Here is a 19261-nt window from a genome sequence, read left to right as displayed (position 1 = left end):
TAAAAATAGCCCGGGGGCGTGGGGGCAGAGCCCCCACCGGCCCTCACGTTCAAGCCGCCGGCATCCTCTGTTCAACAATCTCAGCCCACCAGCTACACCCGGCCGGTATCGCTTCATCGTTGAAATTATACTCTGGGTGATGCACCGCTGCCGTGTCGCCGTTGCCCACCAAAATATACGCGCCCGGCCGCTCCTCCAGCATAAACGCAAAATCTTCACCCCCCATGACCAAAGGTGCCTCTTCGCATGCACCGGACACCGACCGCGCCACATCAGCTGCAAACTCGGTTTGCGCCTCGCTGTTCACCATCACAGGATAGCCCCGGTAATAGGTGACATCGACGCGCCCGCCAAAGGTCGCAGCAACACCGTTGCAGATTTCGCCAATCCGCTTCTCGGCCAAGTCGCGCATGGCGGTGCTCATAGTCCGCACAGTGCCGCGCATCTTGACCGTCTGAGGGATCACGTTGAACGCAGTGGAAGAGGTCTCGAACGAAGTGACTGACACCACCACCTGATCCACCGGGTCGGCATTCCGCGCGGCGATGGTCTGCAAGGCCAACACAGCCTGTGCGGCCATCACTGTCGTATCCACCGTTTCATGTGGCTTGGCCGCGTGACCGCCCTTGCCTTCAAACACGATATCAAACTGATCGGTGGCCGCGAAAAACGCACCGGGCCGGATGGCGAAACTGCCAACGGGATGACCCGGCCAGTTGTGCATTCCATAGACCTCTTGAATACCCCATCGGTCCATCATCCCGTCTTCACACATCTCGCGACCGCCGCCACCGCCTTCTTCGGCCGGTTGAAAGATCACCACAACAGTGCCATCGAAGTTCCGCGTCTCGGACAGGTATTTGGCCGCCCCCAGCAACATTGCCGTATGCCCGTCATGGCCGCACGCATGCATCGCCCCTTCAGTTTTCGAGGCATAGTCCAGCCCTGTCGCCTCAAGGATCGGCAGCGCATCCATATCCGCCCGCAACCCTATGACCTTGCCGCTGGTGTCAGCCTTGCCTTTGATCACCCCAACAACTCCGGTTCGGCCAATGCCCGTCACCACCTCATCACACCCAAACGCCTTCAACTTTTCCGCGACCAGAGCGCTGGTCCGGTGCGTTTCAAACAGAATTTCGGGATGTTCGTGAATGTCACGCCGCCATTCCGTAATTTCCGTCTGCAACTCCGCAAAGCGGTTTTTGATCGGCATTTCTCTCTCCCAAATCTATCTGTCTGTCTTCAATGCACCAGATAGCAGCACAATGAACACAGCCAGCGGCAACAGCGCCATGAACGCCAAACGCAATGTAAGCATTTCGGCCAAAAACCCAATAAGCGGAGGTCCGATCAACAACCCGCCATAGCCCAACGTCGCCACGCTGGCGATGGCCTGCCCCGGTGGGATCGTCGCATCATTGGCAGCTCGGCTGAACGCAAGCGGCATAATCACCGCATAGCCGACACCCATCAACGCAAACCCAGCCAGCGCTGGTCCCGGCGCGTTGGCCGCAACAACCCCGATCACGCCCAAAGCCGCACAAACCCCACCGAACCGTGCCGTAGGCACCGCGCCAAACCGAGCGATGACAAACCCGCCTGCCAGCCGGAACGCCACCATCGTAACGGAGAACACCGCATATCCCAACGCAGCGACGCTTTCTGCTGCTCCGGTGACATCACGCAGGAAAATCGCGCTCCAATCTGCGACCGCGCCCTCGCCCAAAGCGCCGCACAGTGCGATGAACCCCACCAGTACCAAGGCCCCCGTTGGCAACGCGAAAACCGCCCCACCTGACGTCTCAACCCGCCGCGACGACCATCGCACCCAGGAAAAAGCCAACGCCAGCGCGACCACAACACCGCCCGCCAGCAAGAAGTGCTGTAAGACAGACAAACCCAACTGCACAGCGCCATACCCGCTGAGCGCGCCCAGCCCTGCCCCAAGGCTCCACATCGCGTGAAACGAGGACATGACTGGCTTGTCATAGGCCTGCTCGACCTCGGCCGCCCAGGCGTTCATCGCCACATCCATCGAGCCATGAAAGGCCCCGAATACAAACAGAAACGCCGCCAGCGCCCAGAACCCGCCCGCAAAGGCCAGCAGGATCAGGGAAAACGTATAGAGGACGGCAATGACCCGCGTAATCACAACAGCACCAAACCTGTCGGTCAAACGCCCCGTGACCGGAAAAGAACACACCGCACCTGCCGCCATAAACAGCAGACCATATCCCAAGGCCTCATGCGTCAGATCCAGCCGGTCGCGGACCGCCGGAATGCGCGAGGCCCAGATACCGAAAAGCGCACCATTCAAGATGAACATGGCCGCCACGGCCCGCCATGCGGCCAATATTCCGATCACGCTCTAATCCTTCGCACGTCCCTGCCTGTTTCCGTTCTATAGACGCTCCCTGGATTAGCAAATGCGGATTATTCCAACCGCTTGCGTATCTGACGAATCCCGTACCAGACCAAAAACACGACCGGCAGCGTAACAATAGCGGTCAGCATACCTTTGCTGATCCCAGCCTTGGTCAAGGGGTACAGCAAATAACTGGCTAGCGAGACTGCATAATAACTGATCGCAACCACCGACAGCCCTTCGACCGTATGCTGCAACCGCAGCGCCAGATCGGACCGGCGATCCATACTCTCCAGCAACGCCTGGTTTTGTGCGCTGCGCTCCACATCCACCCGCGTTCGCAGCAACTCTCCGGCGCGGATCGCCCGGTCGGACAAGGCTTGCAACCGACGTTCGGTGGATTTCACAGTCCGAATGGCCGGATCATAGCGGCGCATCATGAAGTCCGCGAAACTCTGCCGCCCCGCGAACCGTTCTTCGCGCAACACTTCGATCCGCTGATTGACAATCGCTTCATATGCCCCCGTGGCCCCGAAGCGGAACGAACAGCGGGCAGACAGTGTCTCCAGTTCGATCGAAGTCGACAACAAATCTGGCAATAGCTCATCGGGGTGCGCCGAATTGTCAGTCATCTGCCCCATCAACCGGGTCAGCTGTGCGTCCAACTCACTGATCCGTGGCGTCAGCTGCTTCACCCTTGCAAAGCCTAACATGGACATGGCCTTGTAGGTTTCGATCTCGCACAGGCGTTGAATAATCCGCCCGGTCCTGCGCCGCCCTGTCTGTTCGTCGACAAACAGCGCAAAGCGCATGTGTCCAGCCGGGTCGATGCGAAAGTCACTGGCACAAATGGCCGAGTCGTCCAGCACCCGCGCCACAGCCAAGCTTTCAGGTTCAAACCAATCCCCAAGCGCGGCCTGCACCGCCTCCTCCTCCGCCCGCGGGACCACACGGATCATGGCCGAGGTCACACGCTGACCGGGGCTGGACATCAACCAATCGGGGGGGAACACCTCGAAATCGGCTGGATTGAAGGCACGATCACTGACATTTTGCGTAATCGCTGTGTAAGTGACAAATTCCGTATGTTGCTCCCATTTCAACCAATGGCGCCCGATCTGTCCGGCATAATGCGTGGCGTCAGGCTGCGGATGCTGTGCGCCATGGCGGTCCAGCAGATTGATCAGATGCGCGATATCTTCATCCCGATCCCGCGCCACCGCTGCTTCGGATTTTTTGATCGCCAGAAACACTACCGTGCAAGGAGAGGACGCCACCGGAAAAGGGCGCGCATGCAATTCATTGGCCAGAGCATAGCGCAAAGGATGATCATCTATGGGGGTCATAACGGGCTCCGAAGTCACCGTCGCACTATACGATGTTCAGGCCTCTCATCAATTCTCTTTTTATTTCTTATAGTTACAAGAATACCTTCTCATACATACCTGCTATCTTGTTGAAATAACTGCCAACCTGAAACCTAGCAGCCTCAAACACCAAAAAAGCAAACCCCCCATGCTTCATCTGGCCAAAAAATATCCTGGGGGGCTTTGGGGGCAAAGCCCCCCAACATCAAAAAAAGAAAAGGGCGCCGGCAGGCGCCCTTTGCAATTTCTCTGAACCGGATGCTCAGTCGATCATCGGCAGCAGCTTGTCCAGCGACTGCTTGGCGTCGCCATAGAACATGCGGGTGTTCTCTTTGAAGAACAGCGGGTTTTCGATGCCCGAATAGCCGGTGCCCTGACCACGCTTGGACACAAACACCTGCTTGGCTTTCCAGCATTCCAGAACCGGCATCCCGGCGATTGGGCTGTTGGGATCTTCCTGCGCCGCAGGGTTCACGATGTCGTTCGACCCGATCACGATGGCCACGTCTGTCTCGGGGAAGTCCTCGTTGATCTCGTCCATCTCCAGCACGATGTCATAAGGCACCTTGGCCTCGGCCAGCAGCACGTTCATGTGACCCGGCAGACGACCCGCAACAGGGTGGATCGCAAAGCGCACCTCTTTGCCCTTGGCGCGCAGCTTGCGGACCAGTTCGGAAACAGACTGCTGTGCCTGTGCAACCGCCATGCCGTAGCCCGGGATGATGATCACGCTGTCGGCGTCGTTCAGCGCAGCCGCAACACCATCGGCGTCAATGGCAACCTGCTCGCCCTCAACTTCCATCTGCGGGCCCGAGGTGCCGCCAAAGCCGCCCAGGATCACGCTGACAAAATGACGGTTCATCGCCTTACACATGATGTAGGACAGGATCGCACCGGACGAGCCAACCAGCGCACCGACCACGATCAGCAGGTCGTTGCCGAGGCTGAAGCCAATAGCCGCCGCAGCCCAACCCGAATACGAGTTCAGCATCGACACAACCACCGGCATGTCCGCGCCACCGATCCCCATGATCAGGTGATAGCCGATGAACAGCGCCGCCAGTGTCATCAGGATCAGCGGGAACAGACCACCCGAGGCGGTGTACCAGATCAGACAGATCAGCGAGAGGCCAGCCGCAGCCGCGTTCAGCGCATGACCGCCGGGCAGCTTGGTCGCCGCCGAGGTCACCTTGCCCGCCAGCTTGCCATAGGCCACGACAGAACCGGTAAAGGTGATCGCACCGATGAAGATGCCCAGGAACAGTTCCACATGCAGGATGGTCAGCTCGGCCGCCGTCTTCTTGGCGATCAGCTTGGCAAAGGCACCCAGATCCGACAGGTCGGCATCTTTCGCACTGTCGGCAATCGCCATGACCTGCGCGACGTTGCCGATCTCAAAATGCGCGTTGAAGCCCACGAACACAGCCGCCAGACCAACCAGCGAGTGCATCGCGGCCACAAGCTGCGGCATCTCGGTCATCTGCACGCGTTTGGCCACATAGGACCCGATCAGACCGCCGCCTGCGATCAGCAGCAGCGACAGCAGCCACAGGCCGGAACCGGGGCCAACCAGCGTGGCAAAAACCGCCAGCGCCATACCAACAATGCCGTACCAGACGGCGCGCTTGGCGCTTTCCTGGTTCGACAACCCGCCCAGAGACAGGATGAACAGAACAGCCGCAACAACGTAAGCGGCAGTGGTGAAGCCAATCATCTACCCGGCCTCCTTAAGATTTCTGGAACATGGCGAGCATGCGCCGGGTGACAAGAAAGCCGCCGAAGATGTTGATCCCGGCCATAAAGACCGACAGCGCCGCCAGCAGGATCACCAGGAACGAGCCCGATCCGATCTGCATAAGCGCCCCAACAATGATGATCGACGAGATCGCGTTGGTGATCGCCATCAGCGGAGTGTGCAGCGAATGCGCCACGCCCCAGATCACCTGGAAACCCACGAACACGGCCAGCACGAACACGATGAAGTGCTGCATGAAGCTGGCCGGAGCGACCAGACCCACCAGCAGCATCAGCGCGCCGCCCACACCCAGCAGGGTGAACTGCTGCTTGGTCTGCGCCTTGAATGCCGCAATCTCCTGCGCCTTTTTCTCTTCCGGGGTCAGTTCCTTGACCTCGGGCTTCTTCTGCGCTGCGATGGCCTGCACTTTCGGCGGCGGCGGCGGGAAGGTGATCTCACCCTCAAAGGTCACGGTCGAGCCGCGGATCACGTCATCTTCCATGTCGTGGTTGATTTGACCGTCCTTTTCAGGCGTCAGGTCAGCCATCATGTGACGGATGTTGGTGGCGTACAGAGACGAGGACTGCGCCGCCATCCGGCTGGGGAAGTCGGTATAGCCGATGATGGTCACGCCATTGTCGGTCACGATCTTCTCATCCGCGACAGTCAGCTTGCAGTTACCACCCTTTTCCGCCGCGAGATCGACGATGACCGAGCCCGGTTTCATGCTTTCGACCATATCCTTGGTCCAAAGCTCAGGAGCCTCGCGGTTCGGGATCAGCGCGGTGGTGATCACGATGTCCATCTCGGGGGCAAGTTCACGGAACTTGGCCAACTGCGCGTTGCGGAATTCTTCGGACTGAACCGACGCATACCCGCCAGTGGCCGCGCCATCCTGCTGCTGCTCTTCAAAGTCCAGATAGACGAATTCTGCACCCATCGACTCGACCTGCTCGGCCACTTCGGGGCGCACGTCGAAGGCATAGGTGATCGCGCCCAGCGACGTGGACGTACCGATCGCGGCCAAACCAGCCACACCAGCGCCCACGATCAGAACTTTCGCAGGGGGTACTTTACCCGCAGCCGTCACCTGACCGGTGAAGAAACGACCGAAGTTGTTACCCGCCTCAATCACGGCACGGTAGCCAGCGATGTTCGCCATCGAGGACAGCGCGTCCATCTTTTGCGCGCGGGAAATACGCGGCACCATTTCCATGGCGATCACGTTTGCGCCTTTGGATTTGGCCAGCTCCATCCCGTCTTCATTGCCCGCAGGGTTGAAGAACGAGATCAGCGTCTTGCCCTTGGTCAGACGCTTCAGTTCGGTCTCAGTGGGCTGGCGGACCTTAGCGACGATATCGACCCCTTTCCACAACGCAGCTGCGGTCTTGACGATCTCAACGCCTGCGGCCTCATAGACCGCGTCCGAGAACCCGGCAGCGGCACCCGCCCCGGTCTCAATCGCGCAGTCATAGCCCAGTTTCTGCAACTGCACGGCAGAATCCGGAGTCATGGCGACCCGGTTTTCACCGTCCAGTATTTCCTTTGGTGTACCTATCTTCACCGGCTGTATCCCCCTAATTTTCACTCAGACCCGAGCGGGTGGTCGGTATGGTTCATCAAACATTGATCTATCCTGCGCAATATTATTTCGCAAGCGCAGCATAATTTACGCTGTGTCACAACGCGTCGATCCTCAGACCCAGCGGCGGGTCTGCTGTTCGTAACGGGCGAATTCCGCACGAAATTTTCGGCGTAACCGGTCTTCTTCCGGTACGATAAAGCGGCGCTCCAACAGCCACGTGAAAATCGGGATCAGCACCAGGGACAGCACCGCATCGAACCGCAGGACCAATCCTGTCAGGATCAAAACATCCCCCAGATAGATTGGGTTCCGACTGCGCTTGAAAATGCCAGTCTGCACCATTTGGGTCGGCACCTGATGCGGAAGAACCGTTGTTTTATGCCGTCGAAACTCGACAACAGCCAGCACTGCCAGAATAACACCCCCGCCAATCAGAAGGCCACTGAGAAGATCGATAAACCAACCGCTGAAGGACAATCCCATGGGCAAGAACTGCGCTTGCAGCCACGCTAGACCGGCGGCTGCTAGCAACCAGATCGGAGGGATATCAATTTTCTGCATTCGCGGCGTCTTTCCAGCTGTCACTCAGGTCCAGAGTGTCGTTTTCGACCGACGGTCTATCGCTTTCTGACCTGAATATCAAAATACCAGATAGTCGCAGCAGTGTAATACGCCGCCTGACTCACAACCTCTTCCGATGGACAGCACTGTGCGCATCCGCTAGCCATCTTCAGGAAACGGAATTTTCATCAGCCCGGAGCATCCATGACCGATTTCAAAGCGACCAAAGCCATGTTCGATCTGCCTAAGGGCGTTGTCTATCTGGACGGCAACTCTCTGGGACCGCTGCCGCGCGCCGCTGGTGACCGGGTGAACGACATGCTGGTCAAGGAATGGGGTCAGATGCTGATCACAGGCTGGAACAAGGCTGGATGGATGGGGCTGCCCGTGGCGCTTGGGGATCGTATCGGACGGTTGATCGGCGCGGAACCCGGCGCGGTGGTAACAGGCGACACGCTGTCCATCAAAGTGTACCAAGCCGTGGCTTCAGCGTTGGAACTGCGCCCGGACCGCAAGGTGGTTCTGTCCGATAGCGGCAATTTCCCATCGGATCTGTATATGGTGGATGGTCTTCTACGCTCGTTAGGACCGGACTATGAATTGCGCGTCGTGGCACCCGAGGACGTGGCCGACAACATCACCGAAGACGTCGCCGTCTTGATGCTGACCGAGGTCGACTACCGCTCGGGGCGGATGCATGACATGCAGGCGCTGAGCGAACTGGCTCATGCCAACGGCGCGATCACGGTTTGGGATCTGGCCCATTCCGCCGGGGCAATTCCCGTAGACCTGTCGGGCTGCAATGCCGATTTCGCGGTAGGCTGCACCTATAAATATCTCAATGGCGGCCCCGGAGCGCCCGCCTTTATCTATGTCGCCCCGCGGCTGGCCGACCGAGTGCGCCCAGCCCTGTCGGGCTGGCTCGGTCATGAAGCACCCTTTGCCTTTGATCTGGATTACCGCCCCGGCGTTGGGATCGAGCGGATGCGGGTCGGCACCCCTCCGATCATCCAGATGACGGCGTTGTCGGCAGCGATGGACATCTGGGACATGGCGGACATGGCCGATGTACGCGCAAAATCGGTGGAGCTGACGGAATTGTTCATTGCGCGGGTCGAGGCCACCTGCCCCGAACTGGCGCTGGCCAGCCCACGTGACCCGAACCAACGCGGTAGCCAGGTCTCGTTCCGGTTCTCCGAAGGCTATGCGGCTATGCAGGCACTGATTGCCCGTGGCGTGATCGGTGATTTCCGCGCGCCTGACATCATGCGATTTGGCTTCACGCCGCTTTACATCGACAAACAGGATGTCGCGCGTGCCGTGGAAATTCTGGCCGACATCATGACCAACCGTCTGTGGGATACCCCGGAATACAAGCAACGCCAGCGCGTTACGTGATCGCAAGCGCGGCGCCAAGAAGGGTTGCCAGATTGGCGTTGGAACGGGTGAATTCCTGCGAATCTGCGGCCGAGACCTTGATCCCACGCAAGGCCGACGTGATCATTTTGGCCGTTTCCGACGGCTCATCGAACAAATGCACACGCCCGTTTGCCGCCTCTAGCCCGAGCCAATTCGCGTAAAGTGCGACAAGCTGCGCCTCGCCCTCGGTCACCAGATCGGCAGCGGTCGAGACGCTGACATCCAGCAACTCCAGTCCGTGCGGTGTCGCCAATATTTCGGCCATCCCATCGGTCTGCGCCTCGATCGCGCCGCTGATGATCTGTTGCACTGCCCCCCCGGCTGTCAAAGCCTCGGCGACGGCGGCAATCTTGCGGTCATAATACCGCTGGGTCAGCTTGCGCAGAATCGTCTCTTTGTTCGGGAAATACTGGTACACGGCAGGGCGCGACATTCCCGCACCCTTGGCAATGTCATCCATCGAGGTTTTTCGGAACCCATAGGCCGAAAACGCCTGAAGGGCCGATTCCAGAATGGACTGGCTCTTTTCTCCGGCAACAATATCTTTCAATTCAGCTTCTGACATTTCTAACTCATTTTGTCAGTTGACGACCTGACAGTTTCACCTATTTATGTCAGAAGAACAACGCAGCGACAAGCCGAGAGGAAGCGCAATGGCGACCAATCTGACGATCAACGGAACTTCCCATCAGGTGGACCTGCCCGATGATGTGCCCCTTTTGTGGGTTTTGCGCGACGAATTGGGCATGACCGGCACCAAATACGGATGTGGCGTGGCAGCCTGTGGCGCATGCACCGTCCATATCGACGGCGAGGCGGTTCGCTCCTGCCAGGTTGCCCTGTCCGATGTCTGGGGCGACGTCACAACAATCGAAGGCCTGGGAACGCCCGAAGCGATGGCCACCATACAGCAATCCTGGGTGGATCATCAGGTCGCTCAATGCGGTTTTTGCCAGTCGGGCCAGATCATGCAAGCCGCGGCGCTGCTGGCCGAGAACCCCTCGCCCACCGATGCGGATATCGACGACGCGATGCAGGGCAATTTGTGCCGCTGCGGCACCTATCCCCGCATTCGGGCCGCGATCCACGACGCTGCATCCAAACTGAAGGAGGCGTAAGCCATGGCATCTGTTGGTAAAATCCTGCGCCGCACCTTCCTGATCGGATCAGCCGCTATTGTTGGCGGCGTGGCCTTTGGTGCCTATTACGTGAGTCGCCCCGCCGCCAACCCGCTGAAACCCGGCGATGGTGAAACGGCGCTCAGCCCGTTTGTCCTGATCGACCAGCAAGGTGTGACACTGTTCGCGCCGCGCGCCGAGATGGGACAGGGCGTGATGACCACTTGGGCCGCCTTGATCGCAGAAGAGCTGGATGTGGAGCTGGACGATATCCGCGTTCTGCACGGCCCGGCTGCAGCAGCCTATTACAACAACGCTCTGCTGGGCGAAGGGCTGCCGAACAAGGGCTATGACATCTCCGATTTCCAGCACAATCTGGGCGAGGCCTTGGGCGTGATTGGCCGCAGCCTCAGTCTGCAGGTCACGGGCGGATCGACCTCGATGAAGGACGGATTCGAGCGGATGCGCGAAGCCGGGGCCACCGCGCGCGAAACGCTGAAACAGGCGGCGGCGGATCGGTTGGGCGTTGATCGCACTCAGCTGAAGACCGAAGGTGGTGCGGTGATCGCGCCTGACGGCACGCGCCTGCCGTATACGGAACTGGCCGAAGCTGCCGGGCAGATTGAGCCACCCCATGTCGGTCTGCGCGACCCGTCGGATTGGCGTCTGCTAGGACGAAACCTGCCGCGCGTTGATGTGCTGGGCAAGTCCACCGGCACCGCCGAGTTCGGCATCGACGTGCGCCCTGAGGGTTTGAAATTCGCCTCGGTCCGGATGAACCCGAAACTGGGCGGCGTGATGAACGGCTTTGATGACAGCGCCGCCAAAACCATGCCCGGTGTAGAACAGGTGGTCGATCTGGGCAATGGTGTCGCCGTCATCGCCAACAACACCTGGTTGGCCATTCAAGCAGTCGAGGCCATTGATGTGGATTGGGGCGACGCGCCCTATCCGCCTGAAACTGACGGTTTGTTCGCCAAGATCGCCGAGGCGTTCGACGACGCTCCGAACTCGACAATGCGCGATGATGGCGATGTGGATGTCCTGCCTGAAGGTGCGACGGAAATCAGCGCCGAATACACGGTGCCCTACCTGGCGCATTCCACGATGGAACCGATGAACGCCACTGCGCTGTTCACCGGCACCAAGCTAGATCTGTGGTGTGGCAATCAAGCTCCCACCCTACTGCTGGCGCGTGCAGCAAACACCGCCAACCTGGACAAGGACGCGGTCGAGATCCACACCTCCTATTTGGGCGGCGGCTTTGGCCGGCGCGGAGAGCTGGACTTTGCTGAAATCGCGACCAAGGTTGCGATGGCCATGCCCGGCGTCCCGGTCCAGACCACTTGGAGCCGCGAAGAAGACATGCGCCATGACTACTACCGTCCCGGCGCGATTGCCCGAATGCGCGGCGCGGTCAAGGACGGTCAGGCCGTTCTGATCGACGGCAAGGTCGCCGCGCAGTCCTGCACCCAGCAGGCGGTTGAGCGTTATACCGGCCTGCCCGGTGCCGGACCCGACAAGGTGCTGGTCGAAGGCCTGTTCAACCAGCCCTACGCCGTCCCCAATTACCGCATCAGTGGCCATATTGCGGATCTCAGCGTGCCAGTAGGGTTCTGGCGCTCGGTCGGCAACAGCCATAACGGGTTTTTCCACGAGACATTCATGGACGAAATGGCCCACGCTGCCGGTCGCGACCCACTGGATTTCAGGCTGGAACTGGCGAATGACGAGCACGCCCCCTCGGCCGGTGTACTACAAGCGGTCAAAGAGATGTCGGGTTGGACCGGCAAAACTCCCGACGGTGTCGGGCGTGGTGTCGCGATGACTTACAGCTTTGGCACGCCAGTCGCGCAGGTGATCGAAGTGGTTGACGAAGACGGCACCATCCGCATCGCCAAAGCCTGGATCGCCTGTGACGTCGGCCTTGCGCTGGACCCCGGCACGGTAGAGGCCCAGATGTTCGGCGGCATGATCTATGGTTTGTCGGCCGCCGTGATGGGTGAGATCACCTTTGCCGAGGGCGAGGTCGAGCAATACAACTTCCCCGACTACGACGCCCTGCGGATGCACAACGCGCCCGCGACCGAGGTGCGCATTCTGGAAACCAACCGTCACCTTGGCGGCGTGGGTGAGCCCGGAACGCCCCCTTCAATGCCTGCGCTCGGCAACGCCCTATTCGACCTGACGGGCGAGCGTGCGCGCGCACTACCGCTGATCAATCAGTTCAATCTGCTGGTTTGATCACGATGCGCCGGTCTGGTCCTTCTCTCCCGGACCGGCGTACATTTTATGCGCTTTGTTGAACCAACCGCGCACCTGATCCTTCCGACCATGCATGCACGGCTGCCCCGAACGCCTCGAACAGCGGGCGCGAGACCGGGTCGTTTTCCGCGTCCCACTCCGGATGCCACTGCACCGACAGCGTGAACCCCGGCGCGTCCTGCACATAGATCGCTTCGGGCGTACCATCGGGCGCATACCCATCAACAACGATGCGATGGCCTACGGTTTTGATCCCCTGCCCGTGAAGCGAGTTCGTCATCACTTCATGTGCACCCATCAGGCGGTGAAATACGCCACCGTCAGACAGGGTCACGATGTGGCGCAGGGCAAACTTCTCTTCCAACGTGCCATCGGGCGGCATCCGGTGATTCATACGCCCCGGAAGATCGCGGATTTCTGGATAGAGCGTCCCGCCCATCGCCACATTGACCTCCTGAAAGCCGCGGCAAATGCCAAAGAACGGTTGGCCCCGCTCTACGCAGGCCCGCACCAATGGCAGCGCAATTGCATCCCGTGCCCGGTCAAATTCTCCGTGCGCATCCGTCGCGGCTTCGCCGTATTCCTCGGGGTGAACATTGGGACGCGCGCCGGTCAACAGAAACCCGTCACACACCTCCAGCAATTCCTCGACCGACACATAGCGCGGGTCCGCCGGGATTAGCATCGGCAGACAGTCCGAGACATTGGCCACTGCGTCCGAATTCATCGTCCCACCCGTATGGGTCGGGTATTGGTCGTTCATCAAATATGAGTTGCCGATGATACCGACGATGGGTCGAGACATTCTGCTTTCCTGATTTGTTCCGTGTTCAGGGAAAGCTAGCCGCCACGCCCGCCGCGCGCAATGGCACAACCCCTGTGTATCAGCGCAGGCACTTGTTCAGCTATGCACATGGGTGTTGTGATGGGGACAAATGCCCATTTGTCAGGCGCTTCACACACGCCAAAGGGTCAGAGAGCCCGCAGACTCTCTGACCAATGCATCAGATCTCGCCGGTCAGACCAGCAGCCTCGATCCCGGCCATCGCCGCGATCGCATCATTGTCCGAGGTGTCACCGGTCACGCCAACAGCACCGATCACGGCGCCTTTCTTGTCGCGCAGCAACACGCCGCCCGGAACCGGCACAACCTGACCCCCATAGACACCGTTTACAGCAGCCATGAAATAAGCCTGCGCCTCGGCCCGCGCCATCTGCGCGGTGCCTGCCATGCCCAGCATGACCGAGCCATAGGCCTTGCCCTGTGCAATTGCAAAACGACCTGGCGCGGCAGCATCTTCGCGTTCAAACGCGATCACATGACCACCGGCGTCCAGAACAACAACCGACAGAGGTTTCAGTTCCAATTCGCGGCCCTTTTCCAAAGCCTTGCGCACAATCGTACGCGCCTTGCGCAATGTAACAGCCATGCCTGATCCCTTTCATCTGGCTAACAATATCCTCGAGGGAGCGGGAGGGGGCAGACAGCCCCCTCGTTCCGACCCTATCCGTTCAACCCAAGCTCGCTTTCAACTCCAAACGGCGGGCGTGCAGAACCGGCTCGGTGTAACCCGAAGGCTGAACCCGACCTTTGAAAACCAGATCGCAAGCTGCTTGGAACGCCACACCATCGAAGCCGGGTGCCATCGGGCGGTAGCTGGGGTCGCCTTCATTTTGACGATCCACCACGGCCGCCATTTTCTGCATCGCAGCCATCACCTGTTCTTCACTGACGACATCATGATGCAGCCAGTTGGCCAGCGCCTGAGATGAAATCCGGCAAGTTGCCCGATCCTCCATCAACCCGATATCGTTGATATCCGGCACTTTCGAACAGCCTACGCCCTGATCGACCCAACGCACGACATAGCCCAGAATACCCTGCGCGTTGTTCTCGATCTCGACGGAGATCTCGTCCTCGCTCAGGTTGCGGCCGCCCAGCAGCGGCACGGTCAGCAGATCATCCAGTGTACCGCGTGCACCGCCTGCGGCCAGTTCGTCCTGACGGGCCAGAACATCGACCTTGTGGTAATGCGTTGCATGAAGCGTCGCCGCGGTTGGGGACGGCACCCAGGCGCAGGTCGCGCCCGATTTCGGGTGTCCGATCTTCTGATCCAGCATATCCCCCATCCGGTCAGGCATCGCCCACATGCCCTTACCGATCTGCGCCTTGCCTTTCAGACCGCAGGCCAGACCGATATCGACATTGCGGTCCTCATAAGACGCAATCCACGGTGTCACCTTCATGTCACCCTTGGGCAGCATCGGTCCCGCCTCGATCGAGGTATGTATCTCATCGCCCGTACGGTCCAGGAAACCAGTGTTGATAAAGGCCACACGCGATTTCGCAGCACGGATGCATTCCTTGAGGTTGGCCGAGGTGCGGCGCTCTTCATCCATAATACCCAGCTTGACGGTGTTGCGCGGCAGGCCAAGAATGTCTTCTACCATATCGAAAATCTCGACCGCAAAGGCCACTTCGGCGGGCCCGTGCATCTTGGGCTTGACCACATAGACAGACCCCTTGACCGAGTTGCCGCCCTCACGCTGCAGATCATGCATCGCGATCAGAGTGGTGCAGAGCGCATCCATCAGGCCCTCACCGATCTCATTGCCATCACCATCCAGAACGGCCGGGTTAGTCATCAAATGGCCCACGTTGCGGATCAGCATCAGCGAACGGCCTTTCAGCACGTCCTGTTCGCCGCCTGCGGTGGTATAGGTCAGATCATCGGCCAGTTTCCGGGTAAAGGTGGTGCCTCCTTTGGTCACCTCCTCAGCCAGATCGCCTTTCATCAGGCCCAGCCAGTTGCTATAGGCCACGACCTTGTCTTCTCCATCCACACAGGCGACCGAGTCCTCGCAGTCCATAATCGTGGACAGCGCCGATTCCATATGTACATCCGCAATCCCCGCCGGGTCGGTCGCGCCAATATTGCTAGAAGCATCGACGACGATTTTCACATGCAGCCCGTTGTTCTTCAGCAGAACGAAATCGGGCTTCCCGGCCTCACCGCCAAAGCCAACAAATGCCGAAGCGTCGGCCAGCGCGGGTACCAGCGCACCGTCTTCGACGTGCAGATTGGACACATCGGCCCACGAGCCTGCAGCCAGCGGCACCGCGTCATCCAAAAAGCTTTTGGCCCATGCAATCACACGCGCACCGCGTACTTCGTCATACCCTCCCGCGGCGGGCAGATCGCCCATTGCGTCCGTGCCGTACAGAGCATCATACAGACTACCCCAACGCGCGTTGGCGGCGTTCAGCGCAAACCGGGCATTAGTTATCGGCACGACTAGTTGCGGGCCGGGGATCGAGGCAATCTCAGGATCGACATTGGCGGTTTCGATTTGAAAGTCATCACCTTCTTCGACCAAATAGCCGATCTCGCGCAGAAACCCCTGATAGGCTTCGGCGTCATGGTCCTGACCTTTACGGTCAACATGCCATGCGTCCAGCTGGCCCTGAATCTCTTCGCGCTTGGCAAGAAACGCGCGGTTCTTGGGCCCAAGTTCGGACACCATCCGCGACAGACCATCCCAGAATGTCTGAGCGGTGACACCGGTTCCCGGCAGAGCCCTACCTTCGATGAAGTCGGCCAGAACTGGGTCGACTTGAAGCCCGCTGCGTGTCTGTCTGCTGGTCATTTTGTTCCTCCTGCCAATGTACGCCACTGCATACCGCCAGCATTTAGAGCGTAAGTTTCCGATAGGCAACGTTTGCCGTTGCGTTCTGGTAAAAAAATCTTACCAAAATCGCGTTACCTGGGATCCGCCCCATCCGCGACACGGCTTGCAGCCCATTGCCACAGACCATAACGTCGCCTCAAACTCCAACCGATGCGAGGCCCCGATGCGCGACGCTGCCCCTACGACGATCTATCTCAAAGACTACACGCCCTTTGGCTATCTTGTGGACAGCGTGCGTCTAACCTTCGATCTGGCAGCGCACGCCACCCGCGTAACATCGCGCATTGCTTTCCGCCCCAACCCCGATGCCACGGACCGCACCTTCTTTCTACACGGCGAAGAACTGACCCTGATCCGCGCCTGCATTGACGGGGTGCAGATCGCGCCCGAGGTGACCGATAAGGGCCTGACCGCGCCCGCCCCTGACGCGCCCTTCATCTGGGAGGCCGAGGTTGAGATTGACCCCGGCAACAACACCGCGCTTGAGGGGCTCTATATGTCAAACGGGATGTATTGCACCCAGTGCGAGGCGGAAGGGTTCCGCAAGATCACCTATTATCCCGACCGCCCCGATGTGATGTCCACCTTCACCGTGCGCATCAACGGCGATTTGCCCGTGCTGCTGTCCAACGGCAACCCAAGCGGCAAAGGCGAAGGCTGGGCCGAATGGACCGACCCTTGGCCCAAGCCTGCCTATCTGTTCGCTCTGGTCGCGGGCGAGTTGATCTCACATCCGGGCCAGTTCACCACCATGTCCGGGCGCGATGTCGAGCTGAACCTCTGGGTCCGCCCCGGCGACGAGGGCAAATGCGCCTTTGGCATGGAGGCGCTGAAAAAGTCGATGAAATGGGACGAGGACGTTTATGGCCGCGAATACGATTTGGACGTGTTCAACATTGTGGCCGTGGATGATTTCAACATGGGCGCGATGGAGAATAAGGGGCTGAACATCTTCAACTCCTCGGCCGTGCTGGCCAGCCCCGAGACCTCGACCGATATGAATTTTGAGCGGATAGAAGCGATCATCGCGCATGAGTATTTCCACAACTGGACCGGCAACCGCATCACCTGCCGCGACTGGTTCCAGCTTTGTCTGAAAGAAGGTCTTACGGTCTTCCGCGATGCGCAATTCACATCCGACATGCGCTCGGCCCCGGTGAAACGCATCCACGACGCTATCGACCTGCGCGCACGGCAATTCCCCGAAGATAACGGTCCGCTCTCGCATCCCGTACGGCCCGAGAGCTTTCAAGAGATCAACAATTTCTATACCGCCACCGTTTATGAAAAAGGTGCCGAAATCATCGGTATGCTGAAGCGGCTGGTGGGTGATGAAGCCTATGCCAAGGCGCTGGACTTGTATTTCGATCGGCATGACGGGCAAGCCTGCACGATAGAAGACTGGATCAAGGTATTCGAGGATGCGACCAGCCGCGATCTGAGCCAATTCAAGCGCTGGTACAGTCAATCCGGCACTCCGCGCGTGTCGGTGGCCGAAGAATGGGCAGACGGCACCTACACCCTGACCTTGTCACAGCGCACCGAGCCAACGCCAGGTCAGGACAAAAAACTGCCGCAGGTGATCCCGGTGGCGGTGGGTCTGCTGGGCCCCAACGGCGATGAGGTCCGCGCGACTGAGGTGCTGGAACTGACAGAGGCCAGCCAGAGCTTTACCTTCACCGGGCTGGCAGCCAAACCGACAGCCTCGGTGCTGAGGGATTTCTCCGCCCCGGTTATTCTGGAACAGGATCAAGACAACGCTGAACGCGCCTTTTTGCTGGCCCATGACACAGACGCGTTCAACCGCTGGCAAGCCGGGCGCTCGCTGACCGAAGACACGCTGTTGAACATGATTCAGTCCGATGCAGCCCCCGATGCGGACTATCTGGATGGCCTTCTGGCTGTGCTGCGCGATGGTGATCTGGACCCGGCCTACCGCGCTTTGGTGTCGGGCCTTCCGACACAATCTGAACTGGCTGCCGCGTTGCACGAGAAAGGCTTAACACCCGATCCAATGGCAATCTGGACCGCCGTCGAGACGCTGCGGCAGGTCACTGCACAGCACGTACAGGACCTGCTGCCGCGTTTGCACAGCGAGACCGTGATTGATGCTCCGTACAGCCCTGATGCCGATCAATCTGGAAAACGCGCCTTGGGCGGGGCCGCTTTGGCGTTGACCTCACGACTGGACGGAGGAGCCAAGGCCGCCGAGGAATACAAAGCCGCCGACAATATGACCCTGCAACTGACGGCCCTGTCCTGCCTTCTGCGCGCAGGCAAGGGACAGGCTGAGCTGGCCGCATTCTTTGACCAGTGGCAACATGACCGGCTGGTGATGGACAAGTGGTTTGGACTGCAAGTCTCGATGGCGGCACCAGAGGCGACGGCGGATGTGGCGCGCAACCTGACAGAGCATCCGGATTTCAACTGGAAAAACCCCAACCGCTTCCGCGCCGTCATGGGAGCGTTGGCGATGAACCATGCCGGATTCCACCGAGCAGATGGGGCGGGTTATGCCTTGCTGGCGGACTGGTTGATCAAACTGGACCCAGTGAACCCGCAGACGACGGCACGGATGTGCTCGGCCTTCCAGACGTGGAAACGCTATGACACCGACCGTCAGACTCTGATCCGCGCGCAGTTAACCCGCATCGCAGAAACACCCGATCTGTCGCGGGACACGACCGAGATGGTCTCGCGCATTCTGGGCGCATGACGCCTTACACGTTCACACGTCAGAACAGGACGCCAAGCGTTTTGGCGATCCTGCTCTGCGTGTATGGGGCACTGATTGCCCTGGTGATCCTGTTTGATGCCGCGTGGTGGCTGATGGCGCTATTGGCGCTGACCACCCTGCCTGCGCTGTGGGATTTTGCCCGCGGCACCAGCGCCGGTCTGACCTTAGAGCCAGACCGGATCAGCTGGTTCACCGGCGCGCGTCAGGCCGAGGTCAATCTGGCCGATATCGACCACGTGCGCATGGACACCCGCTGGGACTTCAGCGTGCGCGTTTCACTTGTGCTTAGGTCCGAGAAAAAGATTCGCCTGCCCGATGAATCGACCCCTCCGCACCGGGAATTCGAGCGGCTTTTGCAGCAAGCGGGGCTTCGGGTAAAGCGTCATCACTTTACGGTTTTCTAGGCATAATCCCCATCT

At 59.6% G+C, this 19261-nt stretch carries 15 protein-coding genes; 5 read left to right on the top strand and 10 right to left on the bottom strand.

The window, feature by feature from the left end; translation table 11 throughout:
* Positions 1-49 precede the first annotated feature (49 nt).
* The 6 genes from ACR0CA_RS10160 to ACR0CA_RS10135 form a co-directional block, all read right to left on the bottom strand.
* Positions 50-1213, bottom strand: coding sequence for a M20 aminoacylase family protein (locus ACR0CA_RS10160; protein WP_170784176.1), 1164 nt, complete (start codon positions 1211-1213; stop codon positions 50-52).
* A 15-nt stretch (positions 1214-1228) separates the two neighbouring features.
* A complete protein-coding gene (locus ACR0CA_RS10155) occupies positions 1229-2365 on the bottom strand; it encodes an MFS transporter (RefSeq protein ID WP_480898763.1) in 1137 nt (378 codons plus the stop codon).
* Positions 2366-2433: 68 nt separating this feature from the next.
* A complete protein-coding gene (locus tag ACR0CA_RS10150; protein WP_480898760.1) occupies positions 2434-3711 on the bottom strand; it encodes a DUF3422 family protein in 1278 nt (425 codons plus the stop codon).
* 283 nt (positions 3712-3994) lie between these two features.
* Entirely contained in the window at positions 3995-5446 is a 1452-nt protein-coding gene (locus tag ACR0CA_RS10145; protein ID WP_480898757.1) for an NAD(P)(+) transhydrogenase (Re/Si-specific) subunit beta, read from the bottom strand.
* A gap of 13 nt (positions 5447-5459) precedes the next feature.
* A complete protein-coding gene (locus ACR0CA_RS10140) occupies positions 5460-7031 on the bottom strand; it encodes a Re/Si-specific NAD(P)(+) transhydrogenase subunit alpha (RefSeq protein WP_170769245.1) in 1572 nt (523 codons plus the stop codon).
* A gap of 132 nt (positions 7032-7163) precedes the next feature.
* Positions 7164-7613: a methyltransferase family protein gene (locus tag ACR0CA_RS10135; RefSeq protein ID WP_480898755.1), complete on the bottom strand. Its 450-nt coding sequence runs from the start codon at positions 7611-7613 to the stop codon at positions 7164-7166.
* 204 nt (positions 7614-7817) lie between these two features.
* Between ACR0CA_RS10135 and kynU the strand changes: the two genes are divergently transcribed.
* Positions 7818-9011 (top strand): kynureninase, encoded by a 1194-nt coding sequence (gene kynU, locus ACR0CA_RS10130; protein ID WP_480898752.1) that lies wholly within the window; start codon positions 7818-7820, stop codon positions 9009-9011.
* On the opposite strand, the gene ACR0CA_RS10125 is transcribed toward kynU, so the two are convergent.
* Positions 9004-9597 (bottom strand): TetR/AcrR family transcriptional regulator, encoded by a 594-nt coding sequence (locus ACR0CA_RS10125; protein WP_170788349.1) that lies wholly within the window; start codon positions 9595-9597, stop codon positions 9004-9006. The genes kynU and ACR0CA_RS10125 overlap by 8 nt on opposite strands.
* Positions 9598-9685: 88 nt before the next feature.
* Here ACR0CA_RS10125 and ACR0CA_RS10120 point away from each other — a divergent pair, with 88 nt between their 5' ends.
* Positions 9686-10150, top strand: a complete 465-nt coding sequence (locus tag ACR0CA_RS10120; RefSeq protein WP_170784166.1) for a (2Fe-2S)-binding protein — start codon at positions 9686-9688, stop codon at positions 10148-10150.
* Positions 10151-10153: 3 nt separating this feature from the next.
* Positions 10154-12394, top strand: coding sequence for a xanthine dehydrogenase family protein molybdopterin-binding subunit (locus tag ACR0CA_RS10115; RefSeq protein WP_480856876.1), 2241 nt, complete (start codon positions 10154-10156; stop codon positions 12392-12394).
* Between the two features lie 46 nt (positions 12395-12440).
* Here ACR0CA_RS10115 and ACR0CA_RS10110 read toward each other — a convergent pair whose 3' ends face one another.
* From ACR0CA_RS10110 to ACR0CA_RS10100, 3 genes are all read right to left on the bottom strand, one after another.
* Positions 12441-13220 carry a gamma-glutamyl-gamma-aminobutyrate hydrolase family protein gene (locus ACR0CA_RS10110; RefSeq protein ID WP_170788346.1) on the bottom strand — a complete coding sequence of 260 codons (780 nt, stop codon included), beginning with the start codon at positions 13218-13220 and terminating at the stop codon, positions 12441-12443.
* Positions 13221-13419: 199 nt separating this feature from the next.
* Positions 13420-13845: a GlcG/HbpS family heme-binding protein gene (locus ACR0CA_RS10105; RefSeq protein ID WP_480898748.1), complete on the bottom strand. Its 426-nt coding sequence runs from the start codon at positions 13843-13845 to the stop codon at positions 13420-13422.
* Between the two features lie 82 nt (positions 13846-13927).
* Positions 13928-16063, bottom strand: coding sequence for a malate synthase G (locus tag ACR0CA_RS10100; protein WP_480898746.1), 2136 nt, complete (start codon positions 16061-16063; stop codon positions 13928-13930).
* Positions 16064-16268: 205 nt separating this feature from the next.
* Between ACR0CA_RS10100 and pepN the strand changes: the two genes are divergently transcribed.
* Together pepN and ACR0CA_RS10090 are read left to right on the top strand one after the other, a co-directional pair.
* Positions 16269-18821: an aminopeptidase N gene (pepN, locus tag ACR0CA_RS10095; RefSeq protein ID WP_480898743.1), complete on the top strand. Its 2553-nt coding sequence runs from the start codon at positions 16269-16271 to the stop codon at positions 18819-18821.
* Entirely contained in the window at positions 18818-19246 is a 429-nt protein-coding gene (locus ACR0CA_RS10090) for a hypothetical protein (RefSeq protein WP_480898741.1), read from the top strand. The genes pepN and ACR0CA_RS10090 overlap by 4 nt, the downstream gene beginning before the upstream one ends.
* Positions 19247-19261: the final 15 nt, after the last annotated feature.

This window comes from Ruegeria sp. F12 (genome assembly GCF_056533885.1).
Note: the sequence above shows the minus strand (reverse complement) of the source record. Positions and strands in the feature narration are given on the sequence as shown.